18 protein-coding genes and 1 pseudogene are annotated in these 18,366 nt (G+C 38.0%); 12 read left to right on the top strand and 7 right to left on the bottom strand.

The window, feature by feature from the left end; genetic code table 11:
* The first annotated feature begins 194 nt into the window (after nt 1–194).
* From L3081_RS00180 to L3081_RS00170, 3 genes are all read left to right on the top strand, one after another.
* A complete protein-coding gene (locus L3081_RS00180; RefSeq protein ID WP_420839682.1) occupies nt 195–1,049 on the top strand; it encodes a delta-class carbonic anhydrase in 855 nt (284 codons plus the stop codon).
* Between the two features lie 74 nt (nt 1,050–1,123).
* Nucleotides 1,124–2,014, top strand: a complete 891-nt coding sequence (locus L3081_RS00175; RefSeq protein WP_242282678.1) for a delta-class carbonic anhydrase — start codon at nt 1,124–1,126, stop codon at nt 2,012–2,014.
* Between the two features lie 216 nt (nt 2,015–2,230).
* On the top strand, nt 2,231–3,637 hold the full coding sequence (locus L3081_RS00170) for a DUF11 domain-containing protein (RefSeq protein WP_242282677.1): 1,407 nt from the start codon (nt 2,231–2,233) through the stop codon (nt 3,635–3,637).
* Here the strand turns inward: L3081_RS00170 and L3081_RS00165 are convergent.
* Nucleotides 3,624–3,803, bottom strand: coding sequence for a hypothetical protein (locus tag L3081_RS00165; RefSeq protein WP_242282676.1), 180 nt, complete (start codon nt 3,801–3,803; stop codon nt 3,624–3,626). The genes L3081_RS00170 and L3081_RS00165 overlap by 14 nt on opposite strands.
* On the opposite strand from L3081_RS00165, the gene L3081_RS00160 reads away from it, so the two are divergent.
* Genes L3081_RS00160 through L3081_RS00140 form a run of 5 tightly spaced genes read left to right on the top strand, consistent with a single transcriptional unit; the run spans nt 3,803 to nt 11,035 of the window.
* Nucleotides 3,803–5,416: a DUF11 domain-containing protein gene (locus tag L3081_RS00160; RefSeq protein ID WP_242282675.1), complete on the top strand. Its 1,614-nt coding sequence runs from the start codon at nt 3,803–3,805 to the stop codon at nt 5,414–5,416. The two genes, L3081_RS00165 and L3081_RS00160, sit on opposite strands and share 1 nt — an antisense overlap.
* On the top strand, nt 5,371–8,868 hold the full coding sequence (locus L3081_RS00155) for a beta strand repeat-containing protein (RefSeq protein WP_242282674.1): 3,498 nt from the start codon (nt 5,371–5,373) through the stop codon (nt 8,866–8,868). The genes L3081_RS00160 and L3081_RS00155 overlap by 46 nt, the downstream gene beginning before the upstream one ends.
* A complete protein-coding gene (locus L3081_RS00150; RefSeq protein WP_242282673.1) occupies nt 8,855–9,394 on the top strand; it encodes an MSCRAMM family protein in 540 nt (179 codons plus the stop codon). Before L3081_RS00155 ends, L3081_RS00150 begins: the two co-directional genes overlap by 14 nt.
* On the top strand, nt 9,391–10,614 hold the full coding sequence (locus tag L3081_RS00145; RefSeq protein WP_242282672.1) for a DUF11 domain-containing protein: 1,224 nt from the start codon (nt 9,391–9,393) through the stop codon (nt 10,612–10,614). Before L3081_RS00150 ends, L3081_RS00145 begins: the two co-directional genes overlap by 4 nt.
* Complete coding sequence (locus L3081_RS00140; protein ID WP_242282671.1) at nt 10,607–11,035, top strand: hypothetical protein; 429 nt, start codon at nt 10,607–10,609, stop codon at nt 11,033–11,035. The genes L3081_RS00145 and L3081_RS00140 overlap by 8 nt, the downstream gene beginning before the upstream one ends.
* Before the next feature lie 13 nt (nt 11,036–11,048).
* On the opposite strand, the gene L3081_RS00135 is transcribed toward L3081_RS00140, so the two are convergent.
* From L3081_RS00135 to L3081_RS00120, 4 genes and pseudogenes are all read right to left on the bottom strand, one after another.
* Nucleotides 11,049–11,405, bottom strand: coding sequence for a transposase (locus L3081_RS00135; protein WP_242282670.1), 357 nt, complete (start codon nt 11,403–11,405; stop codon nt 11,049–11,051).
* A pseudogene (locus tag L3081_RS28815) lies at nt 11,362–12,473 on the bottom strand (Tn3 family transposase). Before L3081_RS28815 ends, L3081_RS00135 begins: the two are co-directional and overlap by 44 nt.
* 830 nt (nt 12,474–13,303) lie before the next feature.
* Nucleotides 13,304–14,128, bottom strand: coding sequence for a DUF4158 domain-containing protein (locus L3081_RS00125; RefSeq protein ID WP_242282668.1), 825 nt, complete (start codon nt 14,126–14,128; stop codon nt 13,304–13,306).
* Between the two features lie 13 nt (nt 14,129–14,141).
* The gene (locus tag L3081_RS00120) at nt 14,142–14,753 is read right to left on the bottom strand and encodes a recombinase family protein (RefSeq protein ID WP_242282667.1); all 612 of its coding nucleotides are present in this window, start codon (nt 14,751–14,753) and stop codon (nt 14,142–14,144) included.
* 233 nt (nt 14,754–14,986) lie between these two features.
* Between L3081_RS00120 and L3081_RS00115 the strand changes: the two genes are divergently transcribed.
* The 3 genes from L3081_RS00115 to L3081_RS00105 all read left to right on the top strand — a co-directional run bounded on the left by L3081_RS00115 (nt 14,987) and on the right by L3081_RS00105 (nt 16,096).
* Nucleotides 14,987–15,331 (top strand): toxin-antitoxin system TumE family protein, encoded by a 345-nt coding sequence (locus tag L3081_RS00115; protein ID WP_242282666.1) that lies wholly within the window; start codon nt 14,987–14,989, stop codon nt 15,329–15,331.
* Nucleotides 15,328–15,684 carry an HVO_A0114 family putative DNA-binding protein gene (locus tag L3081_RS00110; RefSeq protein WP_182253893.1) on the top strand — a complete coding sequence of 119 codons (357 nt, stop codon included), beginning with the start codon at nt 15,328–15,330 and terminating at the stop codon, nt 15,682–15,684. Before L3081_RS00115 ends, L3081_RS00110 begins: the two co-directional genes overlap by 4 nt.
* Nucleotides 15,685–15,766: 82 nt before the next feature.
* Complete coding sequence (locus L3081_RS00105) at nt 15,767–16,096, top strand: hypothetical protein (protein WP_182253895.1); 330 nt, start codon at nt 15,767–15,769, stop codon at nt 16,094–16,096.
* Nucleotides 16,097–16,348: 252 nt separating this feature from the next.
* Here the strand turns inward: L3081_RS00105 and L3081_RS00100 are convergent, their stop codons facing one another.
* Both L3081_RS00100 and L3081_RS00095 read right to left on the bottom strand, forming a co-directional pair.
* Entirely contained in the window at nt 16,349–16,807 is a 459-nt protein-coding gene (locus L3081_RS00100; RefSeq protein WP_242282665.1) for a hypothetical protein, read from the bottom strand.
* Nucleotides 16,770–16,982, bottom strand: a complete 213-nt coding sequence (locus L3081_RS00095; RefSeq protein WP_242282664.1) for a hypothetical protein — start codon at nt 16,980–16,982, stop codon at nt 16,770–16,772. The genes L3081_RS00100 and L3081_RS00095 overlap by 38 nt, the downstream gene beginning before the upstream one ends.
* 534 nt (nt 16,983–17,516) lie before the next feature.
* Here L3081_RS00095 and L3081_RS00090 point away from each other — a divergent pair.
* The gene (locus L3081_RS00090) at nt 17,517–18,341 is read left to right on the top strand and encodes a TIGR04219 family outer membrane beta-barrel protein (protein WP_182253899.1); all 825 of its coding nucleotides are present in this window, start codon (nt 17,517–17,519) and stop codon (nt 18,339–18,341) included.
* Nucleotides 18,342–18,366: the final 25 nt, after the last annotated feature.

Raw genomic sequence — 18,366 nt, 5'->3', positions numbered from 1 at the left:
ATATGGCTTACACACATAGTTTTATGTCATTTAGACCGTTTTTGATAAATAAACACCCGAATTAGATAAGCGTTCAAGATGTTTTTTTCTTTAAGATACACAGCTGAATTGCCATTACGTTGGGCATATATGATGCCACAAGTGCTTTAGTAAAAAGTTTGTGGAATTAACCATAAAAATATGGAATTAAACTAATGAAAAAAAACCTTTTAACATTAACGTTACTAACAATGACTGCATCATTTTCATTAATGGCTACAGCATCAGATGACGCTGTTTCAGATGGTGTTATCGCAGATCAAAGAACAGCACTAGAAACTAATACCGATGGAAAAGGCTTTGGCCCACAATCTCCACGAGATATTGATCTTATTGAAGGCGAAAACACGATAGCTTTTGATACAGCCCCATTAGCAGCAGAAATGAATCTTTGTAATATACATTTCCACGAAAACGCTGAACACAAAGGTGGTGAGTTCACCGAATATGCGGGTAATGGTGACGGTCACGGTTACCACAGTGGCTACAAATATACGGGCGTGCTATCTGAAGCTGAACTTACTGAAACTGCCGAAGATGTTTGCCCTAGTTCTCATGGTTCTTTAGAGCCGGGTGCAACAATAGAAGTTCACTATGTACATTCTACTGCGCAAGTAAATCCAGGCCCTACTTTAGGTGCATGTTTAAGTGAATCGATCGGAAATCCACAATTGAGAGTGGAAAGTCAAGTTTTTGTACTTGTGAATGACGAGAATGCACTAGATTTCATGAGTTTAACTGCACACGATAATGCGACTGGAAAAAATCAAGCATTAAATATTCCTACAAATACAGGTACTTCAATTCAATATAATGGTTCAACAACAGGCCCAGGATACAACGAAGAAGGTTCTCCTTTTCAAGTAAGTTGGGGTGTAAGACCTAAGGTTGCCAAAGTTAATATTCAAACTGTTGGTGATTGGTGCAAAGGAAATGTTTTTGAAGAAGATCATGCACATGGCGTAAGAAACCTTGTTCAAAACGCTAAATTACTTTCCACCATTAAATAACTATTTCTAATAGTTTATAGACTGTATTTAAAGCAAATTAACTATTTTATTGTAAAAAATTAGGAGTAGGATTTATGAAAACAAAATCAACTATCGCACTTATCATGTTAAGCGTGCTTGGACTAAGTGCTTGTGGTTCAGATAATGACACCGTTTCAGAAGTTCCTGTAGATGGTCATGATACTGCCGTTTCAGATGAAATTATTTTAGCTCAAAGAACTGCGCTCGAAACTAATACTGATGGAAAAGGCTTTGGCCCCCAATCACCTCGAGATATAGACGATCTTTATGGAAAAAGTCCTATTGCATTTACTGCGAAACTTCCGGCAGAAGAAATGAACCTTTGTAATATTCATTTTCATAAAAATGCAGAGCATAAAGGCGGAGAATTTACTGAATATGCAGGAAATGGTGACGGACATGGCTATGGCAGTGGCTATAAGTATTCAGGTGCCGCACTATCTGAAGCTGAACTTACAGCAACAGCAGAAGAAATAGGCGCAAGTGAACACGGTAGTTTACACCCAGGTGATACAATTGAAGTGCATTATGTCTATTCAACGGCACAAGTCGAACCGGGCCCAACGTTAGGCGCATGTTTAAATGATTCAATCACAAATCCACAATTACGAGTAGAAGCACAAGTTTATGTGCTTGTGAATGACGAAGATGCGTTTGATTTTACTGACTTAACAGCCTACAACAATGCCACAGGCAAATACCAAGCATTGAATATCCCGGCTGATACAGGTACACCAATTACCTATACAGGTTCAACAACAGGACCAAGCTACAACGAGGACGGCTCACCTTTTCAAGTGAGTTGGAGTGTAAGACCGCCGGTTGCAAAAGTTCATATTGAAAGTGTTGGTACCTGGCTAGAGGGTAATGTCTTTGATGAAGATCATGCGCATGCAGTAAGAAACCTCGTTCAAAACGCTAAATTACTCTCTCAAATTAATTAACTACTTCCATCTGATTATAAGTTGCATTCAAAGCACTCCTGAGTAGGAGTGTTTTGTTATGTACTAATCAGTATTTAAAAATTTGTACATTTCATCTTAAGTCATAATTTTTTGTATTTTACAACAGTCACTTATAAGTGTTTTTTTCTAATCAGAAGCATTGTGACTAGAAGTGTAAAAAATAACTATATATTTTACTAACACATTTGGTGAACCATGATCAAAAAACTCTTATCATTGTCAGCGTTAATACTGATTTCATTTTCGGTCAGTGCAGCCGATGTGCTAATTTCACAAATCATCGACGATCCTACCTCTGCGCCTCGGGGTGGGAATATCACGTATACTCTATCGTTAGGAAATAATGATTCTAGTGCCGCCGATAATGTCGTCTTAACGGTTAACTTGGCAGAACACACAAGTTTTCAAGGTGTCGATGTAGATGATCTAGATGATGGTACTTGTACGCATGACGGCGGTTCACCTGGTAGTTTAACCTGTAATTTTGGCAATTTTCCTGGTTCAGCAGCCACCGATGTTAATCTAGTAGTTAAAACGAGTGCTACCACAGGTATTACGACTAAGATAACAGCCGAGATAACTACAACGTCAAATGATGTTAACACCGACAATAATAGTGCTGAGGAGTCAACAACCATTGATAATGGTGCTGACTTAAATATTGTTCAAACTGACAGCAAAGACCCTGTTATTCTTGGTGGTTCATATAGCTACGCGATTAACGTCAATAATATTGGTCCTGATGCTTCAAATAACATCACGGTAACGGATACCTTACCTACAAACGTTAGCTATGTTTCTCTTGGTGGAACTGGGCGGAGTTGTGGTAACTCAGGACAAACCGTTACCTGTACCCGAGCCAGTATCGCTAATGGTGCAAATGCGCCAACAATCACACTTAATGCTAAAGTTACTGGTGCAATAACCGGCAATGTCACCAATACAGCGATAGTGAGTGCCGACACAAAAGATCCCGAAACAAACAATAATACTTCAACTGAAGACACATTAATTACTCAAGGTACTGATTTAAGCATCACTAAAACCGTCGCTAGCCCAGTTGTTGGCGGCGCTACAACCGACTTTACCCTAAGCCCAAGAAACCTTGGCCCTTTTACTGCTGATAATGTGGTTGTTACAGATGTCTTACCTGTTAACTTTAATTACCAAGGTTACACTGGTCTTGTTTGGACTTGTGGTGCAGCAGGCGTAACAGTGACTTGTACTCGTGCTTCATACAGTGTGGGGGCAACTGACAATATTGTAATTACAACAGACGTACCTGCTATGGGCACAGGTATAGATAATAATGCCTATATTACTAGCGACACAAGCGATCCTATTTCTGGTAATGACCATGCCATAGTTAATTTTGATATTGTGCCTGATGGTGCAGATTTAGAAATTTCAAAAACTAAAGGCCCTAACCCAGTGGCAAGAGGCTCTAATATGACGAGTGTCATAAGAGTTAAAAATAATGGACCCCAAGACACCAACGGTATGGTCACAGTAGTTGACACCCTGAACGCAGATGAAACCTATCAGTCGTTTACTGGGACTAATTGGAATTGTACGCACCCTGGAGGAGTCAAGGCGGAATAGTAACTTGTGAATATAAGTCAGGTGTTACACCTATCGTTTTAGCCAATGGCAATTCTAGTAGTGAGTTAAGAATTGTGACTAGGGCTGATGCCGAAAGCGTATCTATTGCCAATAAAGCTTGTGTGGCAGATGAAGATTTTGGCGGTAATACAGGGCGACCAGACAATGTTCTTTGGTAATCACTGTACTGGCTTCATAGGAGTTAAAAGTACAGCAGCCATAGCTGATTTAGCTATAGCGAAAACTGTTTCTACCCCTAATGGCAATGATGTATTAGAGGTCACTGAAGATACTATCGAGTACACATTAACCGTAACAAATACTGGCAAGGATATTGTTGATACAGGCACTGATAACGGTGTAGTTATTCAAGACACCATCCCAGGGTTTGTTACTGGTGAAACAACTATAAACGCATCAGTTACTGGAGGATCACAACAAAATTTCACCTGTGATATATCTAATGCAACGGTACAATGTGTATTGAACGATGGTCAAACTTTTGGTGGCACTACTGGTACCGGTGCTGATACGGTTATAATTACCATTACCACTACCCGTGGTTTGTATGATGGTACTTTTACTAATACCGCCAACGTATATTCTGAAATTTTAGGTGAAAGTGTCACAACAAATAATACTGACGATGTTGCTATAACAATAGATCCTATTGCCGATGTTGAAATGACAACCTTATCAATTTCTCCTGACAGTACTGAAGCAGGTACAGAAACAACCTATGTTTTAACCTTTAAAAATAATGGCCCTTCCGGCGCCGATGGTGTTGAAGTAACACATACATTTATACCACCCGATAACACCAGAACATATGAATTAATATCTTCAGACCCTTCTACAGGCAGCTGTTTGGCACTAGTAGGTGATACCATAACCTGTAATATTGGCATTTTGACAAGAAATCAAACCGAAACAATCACCTTGAAAGTGCGTCCAGGTTGGGATGGTGCAAATACCGGGTGGACATTAGGGAACGCATCAGCAATTTCTACCACAACAGATGAAAGCGATAGTCCAGTTTTTGCGAACAACAGCAAATCAGAACCCCTTAACGTCGTACAAGCTAAGCTCAATTTATTCATAAATATTAACGATCTTTCAGATCCTGTGGGTGGACTCCAACTCCGGCAGGGGTTTCCAGGAAGTTTAGACAATATTATTGTTTATAAAATTGATATTAAAAATCAAGGACCATCGCTAGCTACTGGGGTTACATTAACAGACGTGATGACACCTAAAACAGGGAAACAAGTCACTTTTTTATGTGACGCCGCTGTCAGCACAAGCTGTACTGCAGCAACATCGCTTTGTGATAACAGGGGAATTTCTGTAATAGGTAATACAAGCATTACGACTGAGTGTTCACTACCTAATATTGAAGCGAACGCTACAGCTACCCGTTATTTATATTTTAGCTCAGATACTAAACCTGACTCGACTGGTGATACACATCAAAATGTTGCAACAATTAAGTCTAATGAAGATGAAACAACACTAGATGATAATGAGGTTAGTGATGGAACATCGCTTCGTGCACTGGTTGATTTAGCGGTAACCAAAGATCCTTCTCAAGCATCCGTGTCAATTAACGAACCTTTTGATTGGGATATTGTTGTTACCAATAACGGCCCAGGGGACAGTGCGAACTCTAAATTAGCCGATAACTTACCCGCAGGAATGGAGCTAACTAGCGCTCCTACGACAAGCCAAGGAGCTTGTACTGGTACTTTCTTGGCGATAATAGTTTCACTTGTGAATTAGATACCATATTAAATGGTGCTAACGTTATAGTAACCGTTCCGGTAAAAGTAACTGTGATGCCCGGAGGTGGTAGTACATCAAACACAGCAACAGTTAGCTCCTTTGGTGTTGATTCAGATGATAGTAATGACAATGATACAGGCACGGTAACAGTAACTGACTCGTCTATTGCGGGTACTGTTTATAACGATCAAAATGATGATGGTTCAATTGATGCTTCTGAGCACGGCATAGGCGGCGTTACCATGACATTAACAGGCATAGATAATTGGGGTAATACGATTAATAAAACTGTTGTAACGGATGCTAATGGTGATTATTTATTTGACGATTTACCTACCAGTGATGCTAATGGTTACACCGTGACAGAAACTCATCCTGCAAATTTTGATGATGGTTTAGAAAGCCTTAATGGCACTATCGACAATGGCAGCCGAATGAGCGATGTTATTACCGCAATTGCATTACCTACCAACACAGACATCATCAATTATGACTTTGGTGAGCTTGGCAAAGCCAGTTTACAAGGTAGTGTTTGGTATGACGCGAATAACGATGGCATTAAAGATGTTGCTGAAACAACCGCTATTGCCAATACGCTGATTACACTCACAGGCACAGAAACGGTTAGTGGTAAGGCAGTTAATTTTACTAACACCACCGATGTAAATGGTGAGTATCAGTTTACCAATCTAACCGGCGGCACTTATATTATTACCGAAACGCAACCAACAACATGGGGCGATGGTAAAGAACAGTTAGGCGATAAAGGTGGGAATAAAACGACTAATGATACTTTTTCAGCAATAACATTAACGGCTAATCAGTCTGGTACGGGTTACAACTTTGGTGAGCAAGGTGGCAGCATATCAGGCTATGTTTATCGCGATCCTAACGATAATGGCATATTCGACAACGATGAAGCCCCTATTAGTAATGTACAAATTACTATAACAGGTATTGATGACCATGGTTTTAGCATCAACCAAAGCACTACAACCGATGTCGATGGCTATTATCAACTTTTAGGTTTGCCTGCATCAAACGCAGGCGGATATACCCTAACAGAAACACAACCTAGCTTAATCTTCGATGGTAAAGATACCGTCGGTACAATAGCCGCAGCATCAGCAGGTACGTTAGCTAACGATGTTATTTCAGCCATTGCTTTACCTGTGAATGGTGTGGGGATTGATTATAATTTCGGTGAAGGTGGCGACATCGCTTCAAGTATTTCAGGGACTGTTTTTATTGATCTGAATGATGACGGTATAAAGGATGCCGATGAAGCAATCATTGAAAATGTAACAATCACCCTGACGGGCACTAATAGCTTAGGTGTGAGCATTAATAAAACACAAACAACCAATGTTGTGGGTCAATACAGTTTTAATAACTTAGCACCAAGCAATGCCAACGGTTATACCATTACGCAAACTCAACCCACTAATTTTGAAGATGGTCTAGATAGTAAGCAAGGACAAGTATTGGTCAATAGCCGTACTAGTGATGTTATTAGTAAGGTCAATTTAGGAATTGATGAACACTTACCCAATAATAATTTTGCCGAGTTATACCCAAATAAAATTTCAGGTACTGTTTTTATTGATGCCAACGATGATGGTATTCAAACTATTGATGAACTAGGTATTGAAGGTGTATCTATAACACTAACAGGCACTGACAACTTAAATAGAGTGATTAGTAAAACCTTGTTAACGGATGCGAATGGCGATTATACCTTTACCAATTTACCTGAAAACACAGTGACTGGTTACACTATTACCGAAAGTCACCCGAGCAAATTTGAAGATGGTTTGGACAGTAAGCTAGAACAGGTAATTATTGATAGCCGTACAAGTGACGTTATTGACTTGCTTACGTTAAAAAGCAACGAGCATTTAACCGAAAATAATTTTGCCGAACTCTATTCAGGTAAAATTTCAGGTACCGTCTTTATTGATGGAAATAATGATGGCTCGCAAGCCACTGGTGAGCTTGGCATTGAAAATGTTAGTTTAACGCTAACAGGTACAGACTACTTAAACAGAGCCGTTAGTGAAACACAAACCACCAACGCTAGCGGTGAATATACCTTTATACATTTACCTGCAAGTGATGCGAATGGCTACACTATTACCGAAGCGCAACCGAGTAACTTTGTTGATGGCTTAGATAGTAAGCTTGGACAAGTCATTGTTAATAGCCGAACCACCGATGTAGTTGAAATGCTCGTCTTAGCAGATCATCAGCATTTAACCGATAATGATTTTGCTGAATTAGAGCTCGGTAAAATATCAGGCACCGTTTATATAGATGCCAATGATGACGGTATCAAAGATAGCGAAGAGTTGAGGATTGAAGGTGTTACGGTAACATTGACAGGTGTAGATTTCACCGGCACGAGTATTAACGTTGTATTAACCACAGATGAGCAAGGTGATTATTCTTTCGATAATCTATTACCGAGCAACGAAAATGGTTATCAGGTAACCGAAAGTCAACCCGAAGGGCTATTAGATGGCCTAGAAAGCATCGCTAATGTTGTTATTGCTAACAGCCGCTTTAACGACTCAATAACCTCTATTGTACTCGCTGCTAACCAAGAGCTTGATAACTATAACTTTGGTGAGCTAGATACCGCTTCTCTTTCAGGCACCGTATGGGTAGATGAAAATGACAATGGCATCATCGATGATAACGAAGCTATGCGAATTGCTAATGTCACTGTTACCTTATCAGGTATTGAATCTCATGTAGCTGCCGGTGAAACACCACAAGCGGTTACGGCAACTACGGTCACCGACGAAAATGGCGACTATAGCTTTACCATGCTCAGTGCAGGTGAATACACGATTACTCAACAGCATCCTAGTGCCTGGATGGATGGTAAAGATCACTTAGGTACATTGTCTGGTGAGTTAGGCAATGATCTGATTGAAACCATTGTGCTTAATCTTGGACAAAACGGCATAGATTATAACTTTGGTGAGCGCGGTAGTGATTTACAAGGCGTCGTTTTTAACGACTTAAATAATAATGCACTAGATGAAGCGAATGAAGCGGGTATACCTGAAGTAGAAATGACACTAACGGGTACTGATAGTAATGGTCAACCCGTTAGTCGAGTGACACATACGCTTGTGGATGGTCAATATATTTTTGAACACTTACCTTTACCTAATGCTGAAGGTTATCAAGTACATGAAACCCAACCTGAACAAGTGGATGACGGTAAAGATTCATTAGGTAGCCACGGCGGCACCCTTGAAAATGACCTTATCAGTGAGATCATCTTTACCACTCACTTTACGCATGCGACAGAATATAATTTCGGAGAGTTAATTAGAGATCCTGCACGTATTAGCGGCATGGTTTGGCTTGATAGTAACCATAACCGCAGTGAAGATGATGGTAATGGCCTTGAAGGTACGGACAGTGCAGCTAATTGATAGCCGTGACAATGAAAAAGACAATCTTAATGTTATCCCTATTGCTACAGTTATTACGGGTAAAGATGGCACGTATTTATTTGATGGCTTACCACCGGGTGAATATGAAGTAAGGTTTATTCATCCTCAAGGTGGCGTTATTTACGGTTACCCTGTATCTGACGAACCGGGTGTTGATTTAGCCGCAGGTACAATTCGTAAGTTAATACTTGAGGGCGGCGAACATATTGATGAGCAGAATCTACCAATAGATCCATCAGGTGTTGTCTACGACAGTGAAACTCGCGAAACCGTTGCAGGTGCGACAGTTACCCTTGTAGCTCCTCCTGGGTTTGACGCTGATCGTGATTTAATTGGCGGTCAAGACAATATGTCGCAAATTACGGGTGAAGATGGTTTATACCAATTTTTATTCTTCACTTCAGCGCCTAGCGGCGTATATAGCTTAACCATTGTTGAGCCTATGGGATATTTAGCGGGCACTTCTACTCTAATTCCGCCTGTACTAATACGCCAAATATTTTGAGTAGTCCTAGTCCTGCTCTTGTTCAACTAAATGATACTCCGCCAGATCTTGGCGCTGTAATTCATGATGTTAATAACTGTGGCACAAGCTCTGGTGACTTTAAGCAAGGCGAAAATAGCACACAGTATTATTTAAGCTTTACTATTAATCCGCAGTTGCCATCAGCAAATGTGCTTAATAATCACATTCCTGTTGATCCGATGAATGGTGAGATGTTGGGTGTCGTTAAAACTACACCAACGTCAAATGCAAGTCGCGGTGATTTAGTGCCTTACACTATTATGGTAACCAATAACCTTGAACGTCAGTTGAATAATATCGCAGTAGTGGATCAACTACCGCCAGGTTTCAAATACGTACAAGGCTCGGCAAAAATTGATGGCATAACACTTGAGCCTGACGTTAATAATCGTCAATTAATTTGGAACAACATTGACTTTGATGCATTAGCACAACACAACTTTACCTTAATGACTGTCATTGGCGCCGGTGTTGGCGAAGGTGAATATGTTAACCAAGCATGGGCGCAGGCAGGAGAGCTACCACAAATAATTACTAATGTTGCTAATGCAACGGTTCGTATAGTGCCTGACCCTCTTTTTGATTGTTCAGATATTATCGGTAAGGTATTTAACGATAAAAATATCAATGGCTATCAAGACAAAGATGAAATGGGCCTACCGACCGTAAGAATTGCAACCGCACAAGGCTTACTCGTTACTACCGACAAAGATGGTCGATATCATATCGCTTGTGCCGAAGTGCCTAATGAAATGCGAGGTTCTAACTTTATCTTAAAAGTTGATGAACGTACGTTACCTTCAGGTTTTAGAATTAGCACTGAAAACCCAAGAGTTGTTCGTCTTACTCGCGGTAAATTAGTTAAAGCGAACTTTGGCGCAACCATACATCGTGTGGTACGTATTCAACTTAATGCGATGGCATTTGATGGCGATACATTGCTAACAGATCACCAAGAAGCATTAAACAAAACCATACAAGCACTACAATTAAAACCTTCAATTTTACGTTTGGCTTACCAACAAGGTGATGAAACAAACGAAACCGTTTCAGAGCGTCTTGAACAGCTTACTGAAAAAATTGAACAGCAATGGCAAGATTGTGATTGCCAATATGAACTAATTATTGAGCAAGAAATAACCCTAGAAGGTGATGATTTAGAGTTATTAGAACAAACAGGGAGTGCTAATCATGAATAACTTCAATGCAACAAAAAATAGTACTTTCAATAAAAGCATTATTGCCACAGCGATAACATTGGTCTTTGCTTATACGCCTAGTGTTTATGCGAAGCAGGAAAATAATAGCCAAAAGTGCCTTGATGAAAATGCTTGTAGCGCTAGAGATATTGACGGAAAAATTTCAGACGATGGTAGTTTTTTCAGTAGCAAAGTTTTAGAAGATACAGAAAAATTATTAGCAAATAATAACTGGACCTTTCACGGCTTAGCTCCCGTAGCTGTTAATCACGCAGCAGTGCCGTTAATGGAACATAAATCATTAAAAATTGATAATATTCCTAACTTAACTTTTGCCTCAGGCAAGCACGTTATTACAGGGCATGCTAAAGAGAATTTAGATAAGGGGGTAATTCCACATAGCACTGGTTTGTATTCATGAAAGTCTACAGCCCTTAATTTAAAGGGCTTTCAGTCGTTTTTGTGTTTATACTGTTTTCAACTGCAAATTTAGTAACATCTTGAATATCAATAACATTATCTGTATGCCTAAATTCAAAATTTCCGAGTAAGTTAATGTGCTGCCAAGCTACAGGTGAAAAACGCTTAATTTGACTACATAACACTTCATCATTAGCAGCTTCAGCCTTTGCTAATAACTCGGAAAGTATCGATGTGTTGTAGTAAATAATACAGCAAGCTAATATTTTGTTGCATTGATTGCTTATCTCATACGCCTTGTCAGTTTTACCTAATAGTTTTTTGCCGCTAATTTGAAGAATTCCAAGCTCGTAATTGATGAAATGCCTCACCTCTGTTTAATGCTCTACTTACTCGTCTTCTCAAATCGATATCATTAATGTAGTTAAGCATATATATGCTCATAGTCATTTTATCAAACTCGATAAGTGCCTTTAACGTAGGGTTTTTCTTTGAATATGATGATAATTTTCTGATGATGGTACTTTGGTGGTTTCTTTTAGCGCTAATGAGGCAAGGATTCGTAATATGTTGTCCCATTCATCAATAATAAGTTGTTTATTAACCTGGCTCGATGGTTTAATCAACAATTCTGAGTATTCACTTGGTTTATTGAATGCAACTAAATTTTTCTCAGCTTTCATATTTAATTGAGTAAATCTTGGCATGAAGTCATAGCCAAATAAATTCATCAAAGCAAAATTAACGCGATTGATCGAATGCATGTCTCCAGAAACTGACGTGATATTAAGATCGCTAGTATTATTATATACGATATCTAATACATAGTGACTCTCGTGTTCATTAGCACCAATTATCTTGGTATTAACAGGCAAATGATTAGCAATTAAACTATAAGATACAACACCTTTACCATAGCCAAAATATTTTGTTGAGTATCTTGACTGTACTGTTTGATATCTTGTTTCGAGCTTTTGTCCATCTAAACTGGCATGAATGCCATAATCAGACAAATTATAATTATTGAATATCGGAAGTTGGGCTGTTTTATTAATGATTTGATCACTGGCATCAATCATAGAATCAATTCGGATAAATTTACCCGCAATATTTTTTAAGTTTTCCAAGCTTACATCTGATGATTCAGCGATACGCTTGTTCCCTATTGATGTGCCTTGTGCAACAAAATATGCTTTCAGGTAATCAGGTTGGGCTTTTGATTTAGATCCTTTATTGAGTATGTGGGTGAAACTATCAAAAAAACCTGTATGTTTAGCTGTGTAATCGATAACTTTTGAGATACTTTTCGTTTCAATATCCTGGTAAAAAGGATTGTTAGCTTTATCTTCTGCCCTTTTGTACGGCAGTGTCCAGGATAGGTTGTTTTCATTGATTTTTATTTCTTTATTTTCTTTTGACTTTATACGTGCATTAACCATCTTATATAGAGATTCTAATTCAATCTCTTTCTCCTGGAGTAATTCCACAATTGATTTGAGATTAAGGCAGTCAGAAAGCTCATTTAATATTTTAGCTTTATCCTTATTCCATCTTTCAAGGGAAATCAAATCATCCTCCAAATGACGATAATTGACACTGTCTGAAATAAAAGTGCTTCCTGATTTAATTGTTTGTGCAAGAGAGCGGTATAACATGACTTCATATCGCTTGATATTAACAAACTTTACATCGTGGTCATCATCTTTAGATCCCTGCGTGAATTTTACTGAGCCTTTATAGGTAATATACTTTAGTTGCGCGGTAGAAATGAAGTCGGTAGGTACTTCTGAAGCTAACCTATCATCCATTTTATCTTTGGATAACATTAATTTCTTAATAAAATTAATGGCATTGTTAAGGTGATGATTATTACCACAGCTAAAATCAATCGCCATAAAGGTACTACGCAAATTGGTTTTTATTGCATTATGCTCTTTGCTGTAATATTCCCACTCATATTTTTTGTTATTAACTTCAGGCTCAGCCAATTTATTAGTGAATTCATCAAAGTTGTCTTTTTTGATGATCGCATAACATTTTGGCCGAATTTGATCTTGGTGTATATTTTGATTATTAACAACTTTGAGCATTTGACTTGCTAATTTTCGATCTTCACCTACACCCAATTTTGCCTCAAGTATTTTTTCTCCTGCATCAACTTCGGCATGCTTTTCGTAGCCTTGAATTTTATGTACCAAATACGTTGTTAAATGATCATTCAATTTGATGAATCGCTGCCAAACAAAACACATCATACATAATCGGGACTTCATGAGTTCGAATCGTTTGAGTTGATAGACATCATAAAAATCACATATGTCGGCATAATACTGGATATTTTGTCGGGATATTGCCGGCAAATAATAGATTTTGACTGTTGAAAAATCTCAACTATTTTTTGCTGCTTTTTGAGTTCTTTACGCATTTCATTTGTGGCAAAACTCTTAGGATCTTGTTTTAAGAGCGTCAAACCAGTGATTGTTTGTTCATCTGCCAACAGTCCATCTAATGTATCCCGAGATGTTTTATCTAGTAAAGTGCCAAGTTTTTTCGCTAAACGTTTTTCTTCACGCTGTATAGCCAATGATACCAGGTCTTGTAAAGTCGAATATTTAGGTCGTACAATTTGATGCTTTTCGAAAAAATTTAATAATTCATCAAATATAAAGCGTGGGGATATATCTCTTTTTGATAAGCGTTTAGCTTGTCGGCTCACCTCTATGCCAAATGATGCCTCGTAACGCTTATAACTGTAGATACTTAAAATCGCTTTTTGGGCTGCGTAATGCTTACCTTTGGATGTTAGCTTTTTTGGAAAGTGAGTGTGTGGGAAATAACGATTAATGATAAACCAGGTATCATCTCGAACATCTGAAAATGCAAAGTTATAAAATTGTCGGGATGCTCGAAAATATCCTGATTGGAGAATATAGTTAATTTTATTATAAATACTCTTCTGTTGCTCAAGATAAACTTCATCTTCTACTGTGATCTCAAAGAGCAGCTCTCTATCTTCCGCATCTATTTTGGGAATTTCGTAAAGTTCATCAATTTCTTCACTCGTTAAAATGTTAAGGCTGTTGTTGATGGCCAAAGTACATACTCCTTTATTTATTCATTAAATGCTCACCTTCAGCTTTTAATGTTCCGTCACCGTTAACATATTTATATAAGGTAGTTGTGGTCATGCCTAGGCGTTTGGCAATATCCAATGAGACTGCATTTTTATCTGACATTGCAGTCATTGCCATCTTTAATGTAGATTTATCCATTTTTGGCGGACGTCCTCCCTTACGACCTCTCGCACGAGCCGCAGCTAAACCTGCATTTGTACGTTCACGTATTAATTCGCGTTCATATTCTGCTAATGCAGCGAAAATACCAAAAATTAGTCGTCCATTGGCCGTTGTAGTGTCAATTTCTGCACCAGTTCCCGTAAGCACTTTAAAATTTATTTTTTTGCTTTCCAAGTCATCAACTAAAGAGACAAGATCTTTCATATCTCTCCCTAATCGATCCGGCTTCCAGACAATAAGAGTGTTGCCTGGTTGCAGTGCTTTAAGACAAGCTTCTAATCCAGGGCGTGAATCCTTGCGACTGGATGCATGATCGTGATAAATCCTATTATTATCTACTCCTGCTTGAATAAGTGCATCTATCTGTAAATCCGGCACTTGAGAGCCGTCTGATTTTGAAACGCGAGCATAACCGATAAACATAAGACAAACTTGAGCCAATAAAGATAAAATTCATACTACAATCTTGCATAGTTTAAAACAATGGGTTTATTGGTTGTTTTTCGGCATATTATCGTCAAAATATAATGAACCAAGAAAACGACCGTTTTAATTACTGTAATAGAGATGACAAATTGCTATTAGCCTGATAAGCTTATTATCATCAGGTGATAATAGAAAGCAGAGAAAAAATAACATATGGAAAAAGATCCTGGGTGGATGTATTGTTGGAGCTTCATGGCACAGAATATACCGAAGATAATAGCTATTGGTACAAAATAGAAGCGTGGGAGGTTGAGCCTAGTAAGGAAATTCCTCACGGGATCCGCTATAACCTGACGCTACACAATAATCATAATAAGCGGATTATGGGGTTCGATAACGCGCATGCTGTAAAATCAAGAAAGAAAGGTAGATTTAAGGGGCGGATTATCGCATACGATCACCTACATAAATCAGCGGTCGACAAAGGTACGCCTTATATATTTTCCAGTGCACAACAATTGTTAAATGATTTTTTCACCGAGGTTAACCGAATTTTAAGCGAGGTTGCACAATGAGTAAGTTAAAAATTGGCATTATGCCCAGAGATGAATTTCAACGCAGGATTCTTGATATTGCGGCAGGAAAAATCACACCCAAGCGTGAGGATCCAAAAATATGGTTTAGCTCTATGAAATCACTTGGAGAAGTATTAAGTGATAACAATATCCGATTATTAAAACTAATCAACGAGCATCACCCAGAAACTCTTGGTGAACTTGCTCGCTTAAGTGGGCGACACACCAGTAACTTGAGCCGTACACTTAAAACCATGGAAAAGTACGGTATTGTTGAGTTGAAAAAGCACGCCCAAAAAGTGCAAGTAATTACTAAAGCGACAGAATTCGATATCCAATATGCTATAGGGTAATGCATTTAATTGAAGTTTTGTTTTAATACCAAAATTTTTTTTATGATAATGAAAACCAATACTTTTTTAAGTGGTGAGAATAATGGCAATTACTGAAGAACAATACGGTGAGATTACAGACGAATTGGATTCGCATGAATTTTTTAACTTAGGTGATTTAGCCGGTGCAGCCAGTAATTCAAATTTACTCGCAGAGCTTGACGGTCTACATGCTCTTTCAAAGCGAGCACTCGATTATAGTTATAATAAAGAAACGCATGGATCATTGGAAAAATTTCTCGAAGAAGTTGAAGAGATGGTCGGTGGTGTTACTGGCGCAATAGAAGCACTTGAAAAAATCGAGAGCGTATTATCAAAAGTAGAAGAAGTATTGAGCAATAAACTCTATGCTGAAGAATTCGAGGGTGACTAATTTTAAATAGCGTTGCCTATAAAATGCTCACTGTGTATTTTTCGAACTGACATAGTATAAAAAATAAATAACTTTTAGTGGGTGCGGAAAGACAGCTGTATGGTTATCTTCATCACATAAAAAATTCACACACGTTATGATAATACGAAGTATCTTGCACACTTATTTGTCTGTTTATTAGAATCGGTATAATAAAAAACCTCTCAATTATATAGGTTGTTTAACCTTAGTTGAGAGGCTCTGACTTATCAATTAACAGTAGGTGTCTTTGTTAATTGCTTGTCCACCAATATCTACAGTAAATAGTGTTAATCGAGAGTTTTTAGTTCTACACTCATCTCTATCATAGTATGAAGGGCAATCAGCATTAACTGCGGGGTTATTCACTCGTGATCGTAACTCCAAATCTATTGTATTTAAGAATTGATTATTTACTCCATTATAAACGCCACCTCCATTCACCGGAATGCCAGATCCTCTAGGATAGCCACCGTCTCGCTTTTTAGGGTAAATAAATTGGTTCTGCGGTTGTGCACCAAAGAAACCCATCATTACTTCATAGTCAGCAACTAATACGGCTTCTTGAAATGTATAATTGTAAGTTACTGAAGTTATTTTCGCTGTATACGGAGCACCCTGATAAGTAATACAATTACTAAAGGGTAGTCTAGGCTTAGGGCCGGCTAGTGGTCCAATTAGGGTAATATCCATCTGTAAATGGCATTACTACATCGTATGTAACCATGCCACCAGGTCCATAATCACTAGGCGCAAAATTTCCATCCTCCTTCACAAGGTTTAAAGTGCAAATACCTGTTGCGGCTAAAGTAGACGTAGAAACAAACGCCGTGAAGATTAATGGAATCAATGTATATATCTTTTTCATTATTAATAATCCTTTGTTAATATTAAAAATAACAAGGATACAAAAATTCTAAATAGGGTTATTTAGAATAAGTTAATTACAACAATGACTAGATAATGATTAATTACGCTCAATGTAATAACTGAATGATCCCTGCAAAACAAATAAAAAACATAGGATAAATTTATTGTCAACAATAAATAATTCTTTTTTTATTGAATACTTACGATATATTCATTATAAATTGAACTTATAGAACAATATGATGCGAAAGGTAGTAATGGCACTATTTAAACAGGATATAACCAAGTCGGCTTATGGCGAGGAAAAAGTAAGTGGCAGAGCTAGACGATGATTACCACTTAACCCTGTTAAAATGCGCTAGCCGTACGAGGTAAATGCTTAATTGTTAGATTTATCTTAACTTGAATCGATGTATGAGTTACGATTGATTATTGTGTTAATAGCGCTTTTTACGGCCTCTTGTGGTTATAAAGGTGATAGTGAGTATTTAAAAATGGAACATGGTCATTCGTAAATAAGGATATTAATTAGATGAAAAAAACAGCTTTTTCAGCAACGCTTGTTGCACTTTTTACAGCTAACGTACAAGCAGATACAGTTGGTCTATACCTTGGCAGCCAAATTTGGCAGAGTGAAGCAAGTGGTATTTTTGGTGAAGAAAACAGACTAATTGATTTTAATTTAAAAAAAGAGCAACAAATTAACTACTTTGTTGCCGTTGAACATCCTTTTCCTTTGCTCCCTAATGTACGCATTTCAAGTACAACGCTTGATACCACAGGTAAAGCTACCTTAACGCAAGCATTTAGCTTCGGCAGTGAAACCTTTCCTATTGATGACGATGTTAATGTCAGTTTTAACGTCAGTTATATCGACTACACCTTATATTATGAATTATTTGATAATGGTTTATTTTCATTTGATTTGGGTTTAACCGCTAGAGACTTTAGTGGTGCCGTTACTGTTACAGGGCCAAAAATTATTGATGATGATGATGATTGTCCTCAAACATCGCAAGGTAATCCTTGTACATCAACACCAACATCAAGTTCTGTTACTCCTACAGGTAAAATAAAAACCGACGAAATTGAGCCTATGTTGTATGTTGCTACCAACATTATCTTGCCGTTAACTAACTTAAGTGTATTTGCTCAAGGTGATTTTTCATTAATAAATGACCATACACTTTTTGACTATCATGTTGGTTTAAGTTACGACCTCGTTAAGAGTAGGGTGGGACATTTTAATCTGACCTTAGGATATCGTGCCGTGAAAATGGAATTTGAAAATTTAGACAATTTATATACAGATCTTGAATTTAAAGGTGCTTTTGTTGGCGTGATTGCACACTTTTAAAGCTGATCAAATAATCTACTAGGAA

The sequence above is a fragment of the Colwellia maritima genome (genome assembly GCF_022669015.1).
Lineage (GTDB): Bacteria > Pseudomonadota > Gammaproteobacteria > Enterobacterales > Alteromonadaceae > Colwellia > Colwellia maritima.
Note: the sequence above shows the minus strand (reverse complement) of the source record. Positions and strands in the feature narration are given on the sequence as shown.

What these genes read in the sequence shown, in the direction of transcription:
- L3081_RS00120 (WP_242282667.1), bottom strand. Translation starts at nt 14,753, where the DNA reads ATGTTTATCGGTTATGCTCGCGTTTCAAAATCAGACGGCTCTCAAGTG.
- L3081_RS00180 (WP_420839682.1), top strand. Translation starts at nt 195, where the DNA reads ATGAAAAAAAACCTTTTAACATTAACGTTACTAACAATGACTGCATCA.
- L3081_RS00090 (WP_182253899.1), top strand. Translation starts at nt 17,517, where the DNA reads ATGAAAAAAACAGCTTTTTCAGCAACGCTTGTTGCACTTTTTACAGCT.
- L3081_RS00175 (WP_242282678.1), top strand. Translation starts at nt 1,124, where the DNA reads ATGAAAACAAAATCAACTATCGCACTTATCATGTTAAGCGTGCTTGGA.
- L3081_RS00100 (WP_242282665.1), bottom strand. Translation starts at nt 16,807, where the DNA reads ATGGATATTACCCTAATTGGACCACTAGCCGGCCCTAAGCCTAGACTA.
- L3081_RS00110 (WP_182253893.1), top strand. Translation starts at nt 15,328, where the DNA reads ATGAGTAAGTTAAAAATTGGCATTATGCCCAGAGATGAATTTCAACGC.
- L3081_RS00140 (WP_242282671.1), top strand. Translation starts at nt 10,607, where the DNA reads ATGAATAACTTCAATGCAACAAAAAATAGTACTTTCAATAAAAGCATT.
- L3081_RS00095 (WP_242282664.1), bottom strand. Translation starts at nt 16,982, where the DNA reads ATGAAAAAGATATATACATTGATTCCATTAATCTTCACGGCGTTTGTT.
- L3081_RS00105 (WP_182253895.1), top strand. Translation starts at nt 15,767, where the DNA reads ATGGCAATTACTGAAGAACAATACGGTGAGATTACAGACGAATTGGAT.
- L3081_RS00170 (WP_242282677.1), top strand. Translation starts at nt 2,231, where the DNA reads ATGATCAAAAAACTCTTATCATTGTCAGCGTTAATACTGATTTCATTT.
- L3081_RS00160 (WP_242282675.1), top strand. Translation starts at nt 3,803, where the DNA reads ATGTTCTTTGGTAATCACTGTACTGGCTTCATAGGAGTTAAAAGTACA.